Annotated in this window: 16 protein-coding genes and 1 pseudogene; 6 read left to right on the top strand and 11 right to left on the bottom strand. The window is 63.1% G+C overall.

Going from position 1 to position 16,220, the window contains the following annotated elements; genetic code table 11:
• On the top strand, nt 1-975 hold the full coding sequence (locus KY49_RS24380; protein WP_052495773.1) for a serine hydrolase domain-containing protein: 975 nt from the start codon (nt 1-3) through the stop codon (nt 973-975).
• A 311-nt stretch (nt 976-1,286) separates the two neighbouring features.
• Here KY49_RS24380 and KY49_RS24375 read toward each other — a convergent pair whose 3' ends face one another.
• Entirely contained in the window at nt 1,287-2,120 is an 834-nt protein-coding gene (locus KY49_RS24375; protein ID WP_042587056.1) for an NAD-dependent epimerase/dehydratase family protein, read from the bottom strand.
• 182 nt (nt 2,121-2,302) lie between these two features.
• Here KY49_RS24375 and KY49_RS24370 point away from each other — a divergent pair, with 182 nt between their 5' ends.
• Nucleotides 2,303-3,295: a LacI family DNA-binding transcriptional regulator gene (locus KY49_RS24370; RefSeq protein ID WP_042587055.1), complete on the top strand. Its 993-nt coding sequence runs from the start codon at nt 2,303-2,305 to the stop codon at nt 3,293-3,295.
• 52 nt (nt 3,296-3,347) lie between these two features.
• Here KY49_RS24370 and KY49_RS24365 read toward each other — a convergent pair whose 3' ends face one another.
• A complete protein-coding gene (locus KY49_RS24365; RefSeq protein ID WP_042588688.1) occupies nt 3,348-4,637 on the bottom strand; it encodes an MFS transporter in 1,290 nt (429 codons plus the stop codon).
• Nucleotides 4,638-4,952: 315 nt separating this feature from the next.
• Between KY49_RS24365 and KY49_RS24360 the strand changes: the two genes are divergently transcribed.
• Nucleotides 4,953-5,480, top strand: a complete 528-nt coding sequence (locus KY49_RS24360) for a methylated-DNA--[protein]-cysteine S-methyltransferase (protein WP_042587054.1) — start codon at nt 4,953-4,955, stop codon at nt 5,478-5,480.
• Nucleotides 5,481-5,520: 40 nt separating this feature from the next.
• Here the strand turns inward: KY49_RS24360 and KY49_RS24355 are convergent, their stop codons facing one another.
• Nucleotides 5,521-6,348, bottom strand: a complete 828-nt coding sequence (locus KY49_RS24355) for an AraC family transcriptional regulator (protein WP_042587053.1) — start codon at nt 6,346-6,348, stop codon at nt 5,521-5,523.
• 78 nt (nt 6,349-6,426) lie between these two features.
• Between KY49_RS24355 and panB the strand changes: the two genes are divergently transcribed.
• Nucleotides 6,427-7,293: a 3-methyl-2-oxobutanoate hydroxymethyltransferase gene (panB, locus tag KY49_RS24350; protein ID WP_042587052.1), complete on the top strand. Its 867-nt coding sequence runs from the start codon at nt 6,427-6,429 to the stop codon at nt 7,291-7,293.
• A 39-nt stretch (nt 7,294-7,332) separates the two neighbouring features.
• On the opposite strand, the gene KY49_RS24345 is transcribed toward panB, so the two are convergent.
• Nucleotides 7,333-7,824, bottom strand: a complete 492-nt coding sequence (locus KY49_RS24345; RefSeq protein ID WP_042587051.1) for an Lrp/AsnC family transcriptional regulator — start codon at nt 7,822-7,824, stop codon at nt 7,333-7,335.
• A gap of 155 nt (nt 7,825-7,979) precedes the next feature.
• Here KY49_RS24345 and glmS point away from each other — a divergent pair, with 155 nt between their 5' ends.
• Complete coding sequence (gene glmS, locus KY49_RS24340) at nt 7,980-9,809, top strand: glutamine--fructose-6-phosphate transaminase (isomerizing) (protein WP_042587050.1); 1,830 nt, start codon at nt 7,980-7,982, stop codon at nt 9,807-9,809.
• 563 nt (nt 9,810-10,372) lie between these two features.
• Nucleotides 10,373-11,050 carry a YozE family protein gene (locus KY49_RS36160; protein WP_080411923.1) on the top strand — a complete coding sequence of 226 codons (678 nt, stop codon included), beginning with the start codon at nt 10,373-10,375 and terminating at the stop codon, nt 11,048-11,050.
• Between the two features lie 56 nt (nt 11,051-11,106).
• Here KY49_RS36160 and KY49_RS38740 read toward each other — a convergent pair whose 3' ends face one another.
• The 7 genes and pseudogenes from KY49_RS38740 to KY49_RS36155 form a co-directional block, all read right to left on the bottom strand.
• Nucleotides 11,107-11,325: a hypothetical protein gene (locus KY49_RS38740; RefSeq protein WP_042587048.1), complete on the bottom strand. Its 219-nt coding sequence runs from the start codon at nt 11,323-11,325 to the stop codon at nt 11,107-11,109.
• A gap of 34 nt (nt 11,326-11,359) precedes the next feature.
• Entirely contained in the window at nt 11,360-11,638 is a 279-nt protein-coding gene (locus tag KY49_RS37630) for a hypothetical protein (RefSeq protein ID WP_156162595.1), read from the bottom strand.
• Between the two features lie 67 nt (nt 11,639-11,705).
• Nucleotides 11,706-12,551: a restriction endonuclease gene (locus tag KY49_RS24320; RefSeq protein WP_042587047.1), complete on the bottom strand. Its 846-nt coding sequence runs from the start codon at nt 12,549-12,551 to the stop codon at nt 11,706-11,708.
• 257 nt (nt 12,552-12,808) lie between these two features.
• Nucleotides 12,809-14,251, bottom strand: a complete 1,443-nt coding sequence (locus KY49_RS24315) for a hypothetical protein (protein WP_042587046.1) — start codon at nt 14,249-14,251, stop codon at nt 12,809-12,811.
• Nucleotides 14,252-14,303: 52 nt separating this feature from the next.
• Nucleotides 14,304-14,897 (bottom strand): SLATT domain-containing protein, encoded by a 594-nt coding sequence (locus KY49_RS24310; protein ID WP_042587045.1) that lies wholly within the window; start codon nt 14,895-14,897, stop codon nt 14,304-14,306.
• A complete protein-coding gene (locus KY49_RS24305) occupies nt 14,875-15,759 on the bottom strand; it encodes an SMODS domain-containing nucleotidyltransferase (RefSeq protein ID WP_042587044.1) in 885 nt (294 codons plus the stop codon). The genes KY49_RS24310 and KY49_RS24305 overlap by 23 nt, the downstream gene beginning before the upstream one ends.
• Nucleotides 15,760-15,909: 150 nt before the next feature.
• Nucleotides 15,910-16,158, bottom strand: a pseudogene (locus KY49_RS36155) (SOS response-associated peptidase family protein); the annotation flags it as partial.
• Nucleotides 16,159-16,220 lie beyond the last annotated feature (62 nt).

Raw genomic sequence — 16,220 nt, 5'->3', positions numbered from 1 at the left:
ATGGCGATTTTCGTGACCGGCGACGGAGCTCCGGCGCCGTGGGGAACGGCATGCGGCATGGCCGATGCATCCGCCAACCGGCCGTTGGGCGTCGACACGCCGCTGCGGGTCGCCAGCAATACGAAGATGTTCACGGCAGCCGCCGTGCTGAGACTTTGGGAGCAAGGCAGGATCGACCTCGATGCGTCGATCGCGTCCGTCGCGACGCCGAGCCTCATTGCCGTGCTGCAGGCAGGCGGCTATCGCACCGAATCGATGACCGTGCGCCAGTTGATGAATCACAGTGCGGGACTGTACGACCACGGCGACGCCCCGAGCTTCATGCAGACGGTGCTCACCGATCCGTCGCACCACTGGACCCGCGACGAACAGGTCCGCCTGTCGGCCCGGTATGCCGGCCCGCAGAGCGAACCCGGCGCGCGGTTCCAGTACTCCGATACCGGATACGTGTTGCTGGGCGACATCGTCGAACGCGCGACCGGCGAAACGCTTGCCGCGGTGGTGCGCAACGCACTGCGCTTCGACGCGCGGGGCTTGCATTCGACATGGTGGGAGCTGATCGAGCAACCGCCGTCGCATGTCGAGCCACGGGCGCGCCAGTTCTACGGCGATATCGAAATGACGGACGTCAACGCGACGATGGACCTCTATGGCGGCGGCGGGCTGGTGATGTCGGCGCGCGACCTCGCGTCGCTGGCAGCCGATCTGTTCGAAGGCAGGGTGTTCGACAACCCGCAGACGCTGGCCGAAATGCTCAAGGCGGACGCCCACGAAGGCGCCGACGCATACCGGCTCGGCGTGTTCGTCAGCGAGATCGGCGGCACCGTGTGCTACTCGCACGCCGGCTTCTGGGGAACCGTCGTCTACTACGTGCCTCGGCACCGCATCGCCATATCAGGTGTCACCACGGCGCGTGGTGCGCGGCCCGAGCTCGAGTCGATCATCGAAACCGCGATCGGCGAGTTGGGTCGTTAGGGCCTGTTCACGCTAATAACGGGCTTGCGAACGTGCCTTTCCGCCCGCAGGGCAAGGAGAGAGGAGGCGCAATAGCCGTAGCTATTGCAACGACGAACGACGCCGCCATGCGGGCGGAAAGGCACGTTCCCCTGATCTTGAAAATTCATTCGTGGGGCTGGCCGCCAGAAGGGCCGATCGCCGCGTCATGCTCCTTGCGAATACGTTGAGTATTCGCTTCGTCACATTCCTTGCGCTCGGCCCTTCTGGCGGCCAGCGCAAGCCCGTTATTAGCGTGAACAGGCCCTAAGCCGTTCCGTTCTCCGAATCATCTATTCGCGCCGCTCCATCGGCACCCCGACGACGAATCCACCACCCTGGAAACGCTGCGCCGGATCGTCGAGATCGGCGCTCGGCGCGGTAAGCGCGAAGCGCCCGGCGAACTGCTCGGAGCTGTCGCGCGGACGGAAGCCGAGGAAGCCCGCCTTGGTGTTGTCCCACCACTTGACCGGATTGTCCGACACGCCGTACACGACCACGTGCCCGACGCGGTTCGTCAGCAGCGAACAGCGCACGAGCTCGATGAAGTCGCGATAGCTGAGATAGGTGACGAGCATGCGCGGATTCTTCGGCGCTTCGAATGACGAACCGATCCGCAGGCACACCGTCTCGATGCCGAAGCGGTCGAAGTAGTAGCGCGACAGCGCCTCGCCGAAGCACTTCGTCACGCCGTACAGGCTGTCCGGACGCTGCGGCGCATCGGCGTCGAGCACTTCCGTCACCGGATGAAACCCGATCGCGTGATTCGAGCTCGCGAACACGATCCGCTTCACCCCGTGCTTGCGCGCCGCTTCGTACAGGTTGTACGTGCCGCGGATGTTCGCTTCGAGCAGGTCGTCGAACGGCGCGTCGACCGAAATGCCGCCGAGATGCACGATCGCGTCGACGCCGTCGACGAGCGCCGCGACCGCCTGCCGGTCCGCGAGGTCGGCGACCCGGACTTCCTCGTGCGCGGCCGCGTCGCCCAGCGGCGCGACGTCGCTCACGCGCACGACGTCGGCCCAGTCGGCGAGCGCGCCGCGCAACTGGCAGCCGAGATTGCCGGCCGCGCCCGTCAGCAGCAGGCGCCGGAACGGCTTGCCCGCTTCGGTGGTTGAGGCGTTCATCGAATCTCCTTGAAACTGGCTTGATTGGAAAACGTTTTCCAACTATAGGTTTGATGCGGGCGCGGCGTCAATGATCGAAGCCGTCGCCCGGCTTGCGCTTTGCGCCGACTAATCGCACCAGGCCGCGCATCGGCTTTTTCTGCCACAATCCCGTGCCCAGCGAAGAAAACGTTACCCTCCGCATGAAAAGAGTTTCCCCGACGATTCGCGACGTCGCCGCCGAAGCGGGCGTGTCGGTCGCGACGGTGTCGAAGTACGTGAACGGCGCGCAGCGGTTCTCGCCAACCGTCGAGGCGCGGCTCAAGGCCGCGATCGACAAGCTCGGCTATCGCTCGAACCCGCTCGCCCGCTCGATGATCACGGGGCGCACGCGCACCATCGGCCTCGTCATCCTCGACATCAGCAATCCGCACTTCACGAACGTCGTGAAAGGCGCGAACCGGGTCGCGCTCCAGCACGACTACACGCTGCTGCTCGTCGATACCGACGAGAACCAGGCCCGCGAGCGCGCGCTGATCGAGGCGCTCGCGCCGCGCGTCGACGGGCTGATCGTCAGCTCGCGCGCGCCCGACGAGGGCCTGCGCTGGATGCTCGATCTCCACAAGCCGCTCGTGCTGCTGCGGCGCAGCCCGGACCTGCCGATTCCCGGCGTCGGCATCGACAGCCGGCTGTCGACCTACATGCTCGCGCGCCATCTGCTGAATCTCGGCCACCGGCACATCGCGTACCTCGGCTTCGGGCAGGCGCGCATCAACGACGAGCGCATCCAGGGCGCGCGCGACTGCCTCGCGCAAGCCGGGCTCACGCTCGACGTGCACGACGCGCACGCGCCAACCGCCGAGGCCGGCGAACGCGCGTGCTCGCGCGTGATGCTCGGGCCGCAGCGCCCGCAGGCCGTGATCTGTTACAACGACCTGATCGCGCTCGGCTTCATGAAGGAAGCCGCGTCGCTCGGCTTCAGGCTGCCGCAGGACGTGTCGGTCGCGGGCATCGACAACGTGCCTTACGGCGAATACGCATCGCCCGCGCTGACCACCGTCGACATCCAGAGCGAGAAGATGGGCGAGCTCGCGATGCAGAAGCTGATCGACGCGCTCGCGGGCCACGCGGACGCCGGCTACTCGACGTTCGAGCCGCGCCTGATCGTCAGGGGCTCGACGGCCGCGTGCCGCTGAACGCGGCTGCGCGCGGCCGCGAACGGCCCGGGTCGCGGCATCACGCATCAAATCAGGCATCGAGCTTCGCGGGCGCCATGCGCGGCGTGAGCGCATGCATGACCGCGAGCGCCAGCAGATAGGCAAGCGCGCCGATCGCGAACAGCACCCAGTAGTGGCCCGTGCGCTGCAGCACCTGGCCGATCACCTCGGAGAACAGCACGCCGCCGATCGAGCCGGCCATCCCGCCGATGCCGACCACCGACGCCACCGCGCGGCGCGGAAACATGTCCGACGCGGTCGTGAACAGGTTCGCCGACCAGCCCTGGTGCGCGGCGGCGGCAAGCCCGACGATCAGCACCGCGACCCACAGGTTCTGGACCTGCGAGACGAACGCGATCGGCAGCACGCAGCACGCGCAGATCAGCATCGCGGTCTTGCGCGCGGCGTTCACGCTCCAGCCGGAGCGCAGCATCGTCGACGAGATCCAGCCGCCGCCGATGCTGCCGACGGTCGTGAGCGCATAGATGCAGACGAGCGGCAGGCCGATGTGCTGCATGTCCATCCCGCGCGACTCGTTGAGCCACTTCGGCAGCCAGAACAGGTAGAACCACCAGACGGGATCGGTCAGGAACTTGCCGATCAGGAACGCCCACGTTTCGCGCTTGCGCAGCAGCATGCCCCAGCCGGGCGCGCCGGCGTTCGCGTTGGCGGCGTCGAGCGCTTCGGCCTCGTCGCGCGGCTCGTCGAATGCCCGGCTGAGCGCCTGCGGGTCGGCGGGCCGGTAGAACGCGAGCCATACGACCAGCCACAGAAGGCCGACCGCGCCGATGATCACGAACGCCGCGCGCCAGCCGTAGGCGAGCGCGATCGCCGGGATGATCGCCGGCGCGAACACCGCGCCGATGTTCGCCCCGGAGTTGAAGATGCCGGTCGCGAGCGCGCGCTCGCGGCGCGGGAACCATTCGGCCGTGGTCTTGATGGCCGCCGGGAAATTGCCGCCCTCGCCGATGCCGAGCAGCGCGCGCACGAACGCGAAGCCCGTCACCGAGCCGACGGCCGCATGCAGCATCGCGGCGATGCTCCAGAACAGCATCGCCAGCGCATACGACACGCGCGTGCCGAGCCAGTCCACCACGCGGCCGAAGCCCAGCAGGCCGATCGCATAGAACGCGGAAAACGCCATCACGATGCGGCCGTACTGGACCTGGGTCCAGCCGATGTCGTGCTGGAGCATCGGCGCGAGCAGGCCGAGGATCTGGCGGTCCATGTAGTTGATGACGGTGGCCAGGAACAGCAGCCCGCACACGGCCCAGCGATAGCGGCTCGCGACGCGCGCGACGCCGACGACGGCAGATTGCATGAATGTCTCCGTTGCGCGCCGCCGCTCGTCGTGCCGCACGCTTGTTCGTTGCCGGCGACGAGCACCGGGGCAGGCGCGCCGCAGGCCTCGCACGCGGCGCCACGTTTCGCCATCGCTTTGGAAAACGTTTTTCAAAGAATAGGGAGTTTTCGGACGTCTGACCAGTGCGGGATTTCTATGAGTCATCTCTAAACACGCGGCGCGAAGATACGACTCAGGCACTCGTCTGAGTTAATCGTTTTTTACCGCACGATGAGTCGGCCGTGGCCGCGATGGTTTACATTCGTCGCCTGAACTTCGATCCGGACACCAGCCATGACACCCGGCAACCTGATATCGAGCCCGCTGGGCGACATCGTCGTGCGCGTGGAAGACGACTGCCTGACGGGCCTCTTCTTCGTCGGGCAAAAGTATTTCCCGTCGATCGCGATCGCGACCCACGAGCAGCCCCTGTCACCGGTGGCGCAACAGGCTCAGGAAGAAATCGCCGAGTACTTCGCCGGCGCGCGCACGACGTTCTCGGTGCCGCTGCATCTGCGCGGCACCGGATTCCAGCGGCGCGTGTGGAAGGAATTGCTGGCGATCCCGTTCGGCGCGCTGGCCTCCTACGGCGAGCTGACGCAGCGCATCGGCCTGCCCGTCAGCGCCGCGCGCGCGGTCGGCAGTGCGGTCGGGCGCAATCCGGTGTCGATCATCGTCCCGTGCCACCGCATCATCGGCGCGACGGGCAGCCTCACCGGCTATGCGGGCGGCATCGACAGGAAGCGCGCGCTGCTGTCGCTCGAAAGCGCCGGCCGCCGGTCCGTCGGCGACCATCCTGCGCAATACACGCTGGCGCTTTGATCGGAGCGCTTGCGACGGCGCGCCGCGCCGCGCGCGGCCGTCAACCCGGCTTGACGATGCGTCGCGCCGCCTGTTTCGCGAACGTGCCGGGCGTGACGTGGAATTTCTGCTGGAACAGCCCGATGAACGACGACGTCGAGTCGTAGCCCAGTCGCGCCGCCACCGCGCCGACCGCCTCGCCGCCTTCGAGCAGCGGCAATGCCGCCTGCAGGCGCACCGCCTGCCGCCATTCGGTGAACGACAGCCCGGTGTCGTGACGGAACAGGCGCGACAGCGTGCGGCGCGTCGCGCCGACCTGCTGCCCCCACGCGTCGAGGCTGCGCGCGTCGCCGGGATCGGCGTGCAGCGCGCGGGCGATCTTCAGCAGGCGCGCGTCGCGCGGCAGCGGCACGGTCAGCGGCGCCGGCCGCAGGCGCTGGATGCGATCCGCGATCAGGCAGACGAGCGCGCCGTCCGGACCGGCTTCGTCGTAGTTCACCGGCAGTTCCGCGGTCGCGACGACCAGCTCCCGCAGCAGCGGCGTCATGCACAGAATCCGGCACGTATCGTCGAAGCCGCCGCCAACGATCGCCTCGTCCAGATACAGGCTGTGGAATGCGACGCAGTCGCGCGTCGCGACCGCGTGCGGCACATGCGGCGGAATCCACATCGCATAGTGCGGCGGCAGCAGATGACGCCCGTGCGGCGTGTCGACCTCGATCACGCCCGCCGTCACATACATCAGCTGCGCCCACGGATGGCTGTGCGCATCGACGCTGACGTGCCCCGGAATCTCGAACGCGCGGACATACAGCGGCCTCGGCAGCCGCGTCATCGCCGGCACCGCCGGGATGGCGCAGGGTTGGGCCGATTGTCCTGCCAGCAGCATAAGACGTCCTCCGAATGCCATTCCGTGCACGGGCGCGGTGATACCTTGACGCACCTTCATCCGACACGGCACGTGTTCATGAGCGCGCACACTACCACCAATCGCAAAACCGTCACCTCGATCCGCGCGACCAAAGGCGCCGGCAGCCTCGTCTCGCTGACCGCCTATTCGACGCCGATGGCCAGGCTCGTCGACGCAGTCGCGGACGTCATCATCGTCGGCGATTCCGTCGGCATGGTGCTGTACGGCATGCCGAGCACGCTCGGCGTCACGCTGGACATGATGATCGCGCATGGCGCGGCCGTCGTGCGCGGCGCGCAGCAGGCGTGCGTCGTCGTCGACCTGCCGTTCGCGACGTATCAGGAGTCGCACGCGCAGGCATTCCGTTCCGCCGCGCGCCTGCTCGCCGAAACCGGCGCGCAGGCCGTGAAGCTCGAAGGCGGCGCGGAAATGGCCGACACGATCCGCTTCCTGACCGAGCGCGGCGTGCCCGTGATGGCGCACATCGGGCTCATGCCGCAGCAAGCGAACGCGACCGGCGGCTTCAAGGCGCAGGGGCTGGAGCCGCGCACCGCCGAACGCATCTTCGCGGCCGCGCGCGCGGTCGAGCAGGCCGGCGCGTTCAGCGTCGTCATCGAGGGCGCCGCCGAAGCGCTCGCGCGCCACATCACGGCCGCGCTCGCGATTCCGACGATCGGCATCGGCGCATCGCCCGCCTGCGACGGCCAGGTGCTCGTGACCGAGGACATGATCGGCGGCTTCGACGCCTATACGCCTCGCTTCGTCAAGCGCTATGCGGACGTCGGCGCCGTGACGCGCGACGCGATCGCGCAATACGCGCACGACGTCCGGCACCACGCGTTTCCCGAAGCGCAGCATTGCTTCGGGGTCGGCAAGCCGCTGCAGTTGCCCGGCGCGACGGACGACGCACGCGCCGCCGCCTGATCTCGGCGCACGCGCATCGGCATGCGCCTGCGGCGAGCGTCACGTCCGCCGGCGCAGCGCATGCGCGACCGGCGCATTCGCCTCGAACTTCGCGCGATGCGTCGAGAAGAACGTCCGCACGTTGCGGACGTTCGACGCGCCGGTAAACAGCCGTCTCGCGAACGCGTCGTAGTCGGCGACGTCCGCAAGATCGGCGATCACGACGAAGTCCGGCCCCGGCGACACGCGGTAGCACTGCGTGACCGCCGGTTCCGCGCACACGTAGCGCTCGAACGCGTCGTAGTCCTCCGCAGTCTGCCGGTCGAGGCTGATCTCGATGATCGCGGTGACCGCCGAGCCGATCATCTGCTGATCGAGGATCGCGATCTGCCGCCGGATCACGCCGGCGTCCCGCAGCCGGCGCACCCGGCGCAGGCAGGTCGGCGGCGACGACAGCGCACGCTCGGCCAGCTCCAGGTTCGACACCGACGCATCGTCCTGCAGGATCGCGAGGATGCGGAGATCGAGATCGTCGAGGGTCACGCTGGCCAAGGGGCCTCCTGTTCTTTTGAAGTGAAATTTAATTTCAGCATGATACGTGACAATCGCCTCGTTTCATCATTCTCCGATTTTTGAAATTTAATTCCAATTCATCGCCTCTACCATCGCTGTCACTGATCGAAACAGCACCTTCTACGGAGCGCGATATGTGTGGAATCGTCGGGGCGGTGGCCCAGCGGGACATCTTGCCGAATCTCGTCGACGGCCTGAAGCGGCTCGAATACCGCGGCTACGACTCGTGCGGCGTCGTCGTGTACCGCGACCGCGCGCTTGCGCGGGCGCGCAGCGTCGACCGCGTCGCCAACCTGCAGCGCGAGATCGCCGAGCGCGCGCTGTCGGGCTACACCGGCATTGCGCATACGCGCTGGGCGACGCACGGCGCGCCGGTCACGCTCAACGCGCATCCGCATTTCTCGCCGGGCGACGACGACGCGCGCATCGCGCTGTCGCACAACGGCATCATCGAGAACTGCGACGCGCTGCGCGCGGAACTCGAAGCGCACGGCTACGCGTTCGCGAGCCAGACCGACAGCGAGGCGATCGCCCACCTGATCGATCACCTGTACGACGGCGACCTGTTCGATGCGGTCCGGCGCGCGGTCACGCGCCTGCGCGGCAGCTACGCGATCGCGGTGATGTGCCGCGACGAGCCGCACCGCATCGTCGGCGCGCGCAACGGCATGCCGCTCGTGGTCGGCGCCGGCGACGGCGAGAACTTCCTCGCGTCCGACGCGATCGCGCTGGCGGGCATCACGGACCGGATCGCCTATCTCGAGAACGGCGACGTCGCCGACGTCCAGTTGCATCGTTACTGGATCGTCGATGCGAACGGCCAGCGCGTGGAGCGTGCCGTGCAGCGCGTGGCCGCGCACAGCGGCGCGGCCGATCTCGGGGCGTACCGCTACTACATGCAGAAGGAGATCTTCGAGCAGCCGCAGGCGGTGGCCGACACGCTGCTCGACGTCACGTCGATCATGCCCGAGCTGTTCGGCGACCACGCGTGGCGCGTGTTCAACGACGTCGATTCGGTGCTGCTGCTCGCATGCGGCGGCAGCTATCACGCGGCGCTGACCGCGAAGTACTGGATCGAGAGCCTCGCGAAGGTGCCGGCCAGCGTCGAGATCGCCAGCGAGTTCCGCTATCGCGACAGCGTGCCGAACCCGAAGACGCTCGTCGTCGCGGTGTCGCAAAGCGGCGAGACGGCCGACGTGCTGGGCGCCGTGCATGCGGCGAAGCAGGCGGGCATGCTGCATACGCTCGCGATCTGCAACGTCGCCACCAGCGCGCTGATGCGCGAGTGCGCATTGCAGTTCGTGACGCGCGCGGGCATCGAGATCGGCGTCGCGTCGACGAAGGCGTTCACCACGCAGCTGGTCGCGCTGTTCCTGCTTGCGCTGTCGCTCGCGCAGGTGCGCGGCCGGTTGAGCGACGACGACGAGAAGCAGCATCTGCGTGCGCTGCGTCACCTGCCGGATGCGATCGCGAAGGTGCTGGCGCTCGAACCGCAGATCATCGGGTGGTCGGAGCTGCTCGCGCGCCGGGACAACATGCTGTTCCTCGGGCGCGGGATGCATTACCCGATCGCGCTCGAAGGCGCGCTGAAGATGAAGGAGATTTCGTACATTCATGCGGAGGCGTATCCGGCTGGGGAGCTGAAGCACGGGCCGCTCGCGCTGGTGAGTAACGAGATGCCGGTGATTGCGGTGGCGCCGAACGACATGCTGCTGGAGAAGCTGCGATCGAACATGCATGAGGTCAGCGCGCGTAATGGCAGGCTGTTTGTGTTTGCCGATGTCGATTGCGGGCTGGCGCCGGGTGAAGGGATCGACGTGATTCGGCTCAACGAGTACTACGGGCCGTTGTCGCCGATTCTGCATACGGTGCCGATGCAGTTGCTCGCGTATCACGCGGCGATTGCGCGAGGGACGGATATTGATAAGCCGAGGAATCTCGCGAAATCGGTGACGGTGGAGTGAGGGAACGGGGAATGCGAAACTGGTGGCAAGTTCTAATAGTTTTACTTAAAGCTCGCTGCAGAAGTTTTCCTTAAGGCCCTCGGACCGCCCGCAAACCCAAGCGGGACGGGGCTTAAGGGAAACTAATAGAACCAATGCGCAGCACCCCCAAAGTGCCTCAGACGCGGGGAAACCTCCACCTCCGTTGGCTCCCGGGGCTTCGTCCCCGGTCTCTCGCCTCGCTTTTCCCGCGCCTTGCGCCGTTTCGCTCCCTTCCACCGCTCACCGCCTGCCAAGCAGCTTCGCCCACTTCACCAGCGCTCCCGCCACGCCATCGCCTGGTACAGGCTGGCGCTGACAACAATCTCGACGTCGAGCAGCGCTTTGCACTTCGGCACCGGGACACTGCCTCGTGCGCAAGTCGTGCTACACTTGATTCACGAGTCTTCGACGCAGGCTCGCCCGCCCACATTGGCGAAGCCGGTTCCGGCAGCGTAAAAATCTCTTTTGTGCATGGCCATTCTTTTGGCCGCGGTTGAATCCGTGTGTGGGTGCATAGGCTTCCTGCGGCTAAGGACAACGCCATGAGCAAACCACTTTCTGCCGCTCAACTCAAGCAACTGCGTCGCAACGCTAAGCGCCTCGCACGTCAGGAAACTATTCCACTCCATCAGGCTCAGGACCGCCTCGCTCAGCAGCATGGCTTCCAAAATTGGGCTTTGCTGACAAAGCACACACCCACTCGCAAGGCTGTTGAGCCGCAACTGACTGGTCAGCCGGATTCTCGTCAGCGCTACTACTTTCATGGCGACCAAAAGGAAAACGACGCCAACCTGTTTTACTGCGCTCAATGCGATATATTTTTTCCCTTGGACCACTTCGCGACTGAGCATGGCCCTAAGACAGTTGAGCGCTACATTCGTCAACTGGAGACTGCGGATTCGTTGTCAATGTCGTGGCATCGAAGCTACCGTAGACCGGCGAATGCCGTGAACGCTCTCGACGAGGAGGTGCAGAGGTTCCGGGCCGAAGCGGCGTTACGAGAGGCCTCGCGTAGCGCTTTTCATCGATGGATTGTGATGCAGGTCGACCGGAGAGATTGGGTCGGCGACCTTGCTCAGGACATCAAGGGAGATAAGGACTTTCCAGTCGAGGAGACTCGCCTCGCTGAACTTATCGCATATCTGAAAAGCGAAAATGCCGTCGATGAAGCGTTGACCGCATTGCGACAGGCGCACGCTGAATTTTTGGCTCTCAACTAGACGCTCTTCCCGTAGTGGGCGGCCGGAGACAGGGGCACTGGGATAGCCCAAGCGGGCTATCCGTGCGAGTCAACCCGCGCTCTGGCACAAGAGAGTCCGACATCCTGCGCTTCTTCCTCGGTGTCAAAGACGCCGAGGACTCCCGAGGCTTCTGTGAATTTCCGGTCCCGGTTTATCGTCCCGCTCGCGGCGTATCGCTCGGGTGCGAGAACCTCTTCCTGCTGCTGGATGGCGTGGCCCCATAGCACGTAACCTTTATAGGTAGCCTGCTGCATCGTCTGCGTGTTCCTATGCGGGCGCTTCGACTTGTCAGGCGCCGAATATGGTCGAAATGAATCGTTTCGCTTCTTCGCGGCTCACATGCTCGAACGGCGCTGCATGGTGAGCGTACAGAAATTGTGTGCCTTCGCGGTCAGTCAGCTTCACCGTGAGCCGGAACAGCGAGCCAGCTGGATACTGCCGCCGCATGGACCGACTGCACTCGACTTTGAGCTTTGGGTCTACTCCCTGCCCAGGAAGCGGCCTCACGCGCAAGCCTGCCGACGAAGGTTCGCCAGAGGGCACATACGTCTCAACGATGATTTCCATTCGATGACTCCACTCAGGTAGGCGTCTGTCAATGCGCAGCCGTCAAGCAGCTCGTTCCGGGTTGCGCTCAGGCAAAAAGGTCGCGCACGCGTTCGAAGGGGAGCCCCGATTCTGCGGCGCGTCGAACTTTCCGTTCGAGCACATGGTTCAAGGGAAGCTGTCTGTCCAGCGCGTCAAAGAGGTCGAGGCCATCCATGCAGATGACACGCTTGCCTCGACCGAATGCAGCCAGGCCGTCTGCGGTGAACCCACTGTTGCTCACGAACAGGCCGCGAGCCCAGGCTGCTTTCTGGTCCACTTTTCCGTGGAATGCGTGCAAATCGGCCGCGCCAGTCTGCTCGGACTGCCACTTCGCCTCAACGAGATAAGTCTCACCTTGCAACACAAAGCTGCCGTCAATCTGTTCGCCGCGATGGCGGAAAGGCTCCCGCGCTTCGAGGCCGAAGCAGTCGAACGCCTCCTTGAGCCATGCTTCAAACGCGTAGCCGCGCGGATGCGGAGGCAGTGCTGACAACTCGAGAAGCTTGGTCTTGAGTGCCAGAATCCGGTGGCCATCGAGCGCCGGTTTGGGCGGCCGGTTCGCACCAGCGGTACCCTCGGGCTTGCCCTCGAGACGGTTAATCAGGGATAGGAACTGTCCTTCAGCATTGATGACCCAGTCATCCCGACCCTGCGACTGCCGAACAGATTCGCGATGTTTCCACAGCGCCTTGAGCGTTGTAATGGCTGTGGCCAAGTCGACCTTGTTCAGAAAGCACCTCAATCGCTTCGCTTTGGAGGTGCCGTTATCAAGGTAGGCGGGGTCGTCGATGTCGATATTGAGCTCTTCCAGGAAGAAGATGCCCATGGTTCGGTCGGAGAAATCGAGCACATACCCGCCATTCATTTCGAACAGGTCATCGACGAGTTTCATGTCGAAGGTTCGAATATTCGGCGTCTTCATCCGTTGCATAAGGTCCCTGCGTGTTGGGTAATCATGCCGGCGTCACTTTTCCGCATGCACCGCAGGCCGCCGCTCTTATCGAGTCCAAGCTTGGGAAACGAAGAAAGTATGCCCGAATACGAGCCGGGAATCGCGACATGTTCGGCTTTGCCTACGATAGGCTCAGCGGTGTGTAGCGGCCCGCGCGCATCGTCGCGAAAAAGGGAGTCGTATCGGCGGCGCTAGTTTCAGGAAGCTGTCGCCATCTGCTTCGGTCTCGCTCGCTCCATCAACTTCTCGTAGAAGGGGGCGTAGACATCGAAAAGGTGAGGCGGCAGCTCTGGGCCGCGGTAAGGGGCCTCGTTCAGAAGGTCGGACAGCAGCAAAAGACGCTTTTCTGGGATGCTTCGACGCCTCGTGTAGTCTTCGAAAAACATCGCGAATCCGCACTTTTTCAGCCGGACGGCCTCGATAAGCCGGTCGACATGGTCGACGCTGAAAATGTAGACAGGGTTTCCCGACGCGAAGTGGTCTGCACTTGCCGTGAATAGCTGGTCCGTCTCGGCCGCAAAAAGGTCACCGTAGGTGATGACGACCTTGTGCACGGTCGCGCTTGGATAAGTCTCGTGTACGAAAGTCTCGACATTCCTCAGTTGTCCATCCGCCTTTTTCACGGTCGCACTGAGCTTTGAGGCGTAATCACGTGCTGTTCCAGCAGCGGGGAGTGTGTGAGTCAAGGCCTTGTTCTTGACCTCGAGCAGCACCACATCGGCCCCATCTAAAACTGCGAAATCGCAGCACTTGCCGTCAACCGAAAAACGGGTCCTGACTTGCTCTTCGTTCAGAATCTCAAGGCCAGTCAGCCTTAGGCTGCGCCCGACGTACTCTTCGAACAGCTTTTCGAAACTCTGTCGAATCCCGTGATTCTCGCTGCGGCCGACGATGTCACTCAACGCATATCCCAGGTTACGGTCGAGGCAGCAGCGCCCCCAAAAATACCAAGTGTCGTTGTCCAGGCGTGTGAAAGGTGACCGATATAACAGGTTTGGTTGGAACCATTCATCGGAACTGACCTCGCCGAATTGTTCCGCAGTTACCGCTCGGGGGATAAGCATGGTTTGATAGAATCGCTCGACGGGTGCTCGCCCAAATATTCCCTGCAGACCCTCTCTGTATCTCGCGGCAATGACTGTCGAAATATTTTCGAGTGAGTGTTTGCGAAAGAGGGTCGCGATGCCGAGAAAGTCCATCGGCGGCATGCCCAAGCTGTCTTCGAACAGACGATAGAGATGCGAGTTCGGTTGCAGTTGATTGATGAGGTCAATCTGACGCGCGAAGGGTCCCAGCTCTTGCTCTCGTTGATGCGGAATCTGCGGGAGAATCCACGACCGAAGCGCGAGGTGAAAGGAGCGACCGGGCCCGAATCCGGTGAACGCTAGGTCAGAGACCTTCCAGGCCAGGTCAATACATCGCCGTAACTCTTGCCGCGAGATTCTCACCGAACCATACATACGTGGCTCATCGCGCAGCACCCAGACTGCGACGCGCTCGGCGAGCCATGGCGCGTGCGGCTTCCCATCATCTGCTGTCGATTCAGCCTTGATGAACTGAGACAGTTCGGCCAAAACACTGCCGTAGGTAAATTTTCGGAGCCGGTTGCGGATTGGGCGAATTGCCTCGGCGTACGTCATGTGTTCGGTCACATTCAGAATGAGGGGCTGCTGGCGAAGCGGCCAAATGTAGCTACGGCTGGCTGCGCTTCGTGCGCAGTTCCTTCGGCAGCAGTCGGTTTAGCTCATCATCGGTGAAGAAGAGCTCCTCAGCCTGCTTGAGTGCCTTTTGAGCATCTGCGTAGGCTTTGCCGTTTGTGCGGGGAGCCGCCTTGTAGATGTCTTCGAGAGTTGCGTTCAGTCGGTCTCGGGCAGCGCGGATTTCATCGACAGCACGACCATCGTTCATGTCGACCAGAAGTGATAGGAGGGCTTCGCGGATACCCCATAGCTTGGACGCGACGATAGTGTGTTTCTGGGCCTGCTCACCCAAACTGGCTTCCTTGAAGTAAAGCGTGAAGGCCAACAGGATTGTCGAGAGCACTACGCCGACAAGCGTATATGGATGGGTATCCCCGAGAACTGCCAGCAACAAGCTGCTCGTCGTCACTGCCGACAGGAAGATTTCCGCGTTCTTGATAAGCTTGTAACGCGAAATGTATCGGTCGGCCATCTTCTCGTGGGTCTTGTGGGTGTACGCGGCTCGCGCGTACATCTCCCGCAACTGCCCTTCGAGCGAGGCTGCCGGCTGCAGACGTGAATCGTTAAGCTGGGAATGCTGTTCCATAGATTGCTCGATATTTTTGCCGTGCCGACCAGTTCTCGCCCTTCAATTGATGGCCAATTGCTTCAATTGCCCTAAGCTCTGCAGAGCGAGCCTTGAACTGAAATACATCGCTTCGGTACACATATGAACCGCTACCAGGCGCAAGCCAATACGTCTGCGATGTATCCAGGTTCGCGAGGTAGTTGAAGAAATCGCGAGTCAGGTAATCGTAGTAGAGGTATGACTTGTCGCGATGCGCCCAGTTGGCAATAAATTGATAAGCAAGCGTGTCGATTAGCATCCCGCTCATCGAAACGTTGTTTGTGTCGCGCCATGCCCGTGCCATCCGGCTCAGTTCGACCAGGTTTCCGTTGCAGGCTGTATTCCGCGCGGAGACCGCGTTCATCTCGTGTTTCGGCTTGCAAACGCGCCATGACCCACCACCGTTCGAGTCTGCAAACGTGTAGCTCCCGTCGACATTCTCGAACGCAGGCAAAACCTCAAACCGCACGCCATCGTCAAAATTGATGACAACCACCTGACCATCGCCTGCCATGTCCGAGACACTATAGGTGTTCCGGATTGAGTTTTTGACAAGCGCGAGCAGTGCGGACTGGCCATTCCCGGTGTGCCCATGGAATCGTTGATAGAGCGCATACGGAAGCTCGTAGAGCAGGTCGACGTCGCTAACACTTGGGATAGCTGTGCTGCGACCGTACGAGCCGACGTAAAACCGATATGCGGATTTCGAGTCCAGCTTGTCCCGAAGGTCATAGTTCAACTGACCCACGATGCGGCCGGTCCGGTAACTAATTGAACCGCGTTTTTCAGCATTGATGCGGAGCGCACCACAAAACTGAGAAAACCATTCCCCTTCGCCCATTTCTTCCCTTCTTATCTCGATTGTTATTTCGCCTTGGAAGCAACCCGCGTTCGACCCCATCGAAATCCACGCCGGATGTCTGCCTACATTATCTTTCACAAGACACAGTATCAGGAAACCGTGACCTATTGGAATCAGATAAACATCGTCTCAAGCGGCAAGCTTGTGTTCGTAGTATGGCCGCTCCTTGTCATCGACGATGGCGTACATCGCATCTAGGTTCGATGCGCTCGGATTGCGCCATGTTTCGATGTTCCGGGGCTTGATGAGAATGATGCACCGGTCATGGCCGGCCGCTTCAATCTCAGGCGGAGGGTCATCCGTGACGACCGCGAACAACAGCAGGTCCGGCTCACCAGGTTTAGTTCATCGCGACCAAAGACAGGCGACGTGCATCAGTGCCTTCGTCGCGGATTTTCAGCCGCAGCACGTCAAAGTACGGCTCGTAGATGTCGTAGAGA

The sequence above is a fragment of the Burkholderia sp. MSHR3999 genome, from assembly GCF_000833595.1.
In the GTDB taxonomy this organism is placed as follows: Bacteria; Pseudomonadota; Gammaproteobacteria; order Burkholderiales; family Burkholderiaceae; genus Burkholderia; species Burkholderia ubonensis.
The sequence above is the reverse complement of the archived record's forward strand: the minus strand, read 5'-3'. Positions and strand labels throughout refer to the sequence as shown.

Excerpts from the sequence above, each read along its gene's own strand:
- KY49_RS24360 (WP_042587054.1), top strand. The coding sequence starts at position 4,953 with ATGACACCCGGCAACCTGATATCGAGCCCGCTGGGCGACATCGTCGTG.
- panB (WP_042587052.1), top strand. The coding sequence starts at position 6,427 with ATGAGCGCGCACACTACCACCAATCGCAAAACCGTCACCTCGATCCGC.
- KY49_RS38740 (WP_042587048.1), bottom strand. The coding sequence starts at position 11,325 with ATGCAGCAGGCTACCTATAAAGGTTACGTGCTATGGGGCCACGCCATC.
- KY49_RS24355 (WP_042587053.1), bottom strand. The coding sequence starts at position 6,348 with ATGCTGCTGGCAGGACAATCGGCCCAACCCTGCGCCATCCCGGCGGTG.
- KY49_RS36160 (WP_080411923.1), top strand. The coding sequence starts at position 10,373 with ATGAGCAAACCACTTTCTGCCGCTCAACTCAAGCAACTGCGTCGCAAC.
- KY49_RS24310 (WP_042587045.1), bottom strand. The coding sequence starts at position 14,897 with ATGGAACAGCATTCCCAGCTTAACGATTCACGTCTGCAGCCGGCAGCC.
- KY49_RS24305 (WP_042587044.1), bottom strand. The coding sequence starts at position 15,759 with ATGGGCGAAGGGGAATGGTTTTCTCAGTTTTGTGGTGCGCTCCGCATC.
- KY49_RS24320 (WP_042587047.1), bottom strand. The coding sequence starts at position 12,551 with ATGAAACTCGTCGATGACCTGTTCGAAATGAATGGCGGGTATGTGCTC.
- KY49_RS24315 (WP_042587046.1), bottom strand. The coding sequence starts at position 14,251 with ATGACGTACGCCGAGGCAATTCGCCCAATCCGCAACCGGCTCCGAAAA.
- KY49_RS24380 (WP_052495773.1), top strand. The coding sequence starts at position 1 with ATGGCGATTTTCGTGACCGGCGACGGAGCTCCGGCGCCGTGGGGAACG.
- KY49_RS24375 (WP_042587056.1), bottom strand. The coding sequence starts at position 2,120 with ATGAACGCCTCAACCACCGAAGCGGGCAAGCCGTTCCGGCGCCTGCTG.
- glmS (WP_042587050.1), top strand. The coding sequence starts at position 7,980 with ATGTGTGGAATCGTCGGGGCGGTGGCCCAGCGGGACATCTTGCCGAAT.
- KY49_RS24370 (WP_042587055.1), top strand. The coding sequence starts at position 2,303 with ATGAAAAGAGTTTCCCCGACGATTCGCGACGTCGCCGCCGAAGCGGGC.
- KY49_RS37630 (WP_156162595.1), bottom strand. The coding sequence starts at position 11,638 with ATGGAAATCATCGTTGAGACGTATGTGCCCTCTGGCGAACCTTCGTCG.
- KY49_RS24365 (WP_042588688.1), bottom strand. The coding sequence starts at position 4,637 with ATGCAATCTGCCGTCGTCGGCGTCGCGCGCGTCGCGAGCCGCTATCGC.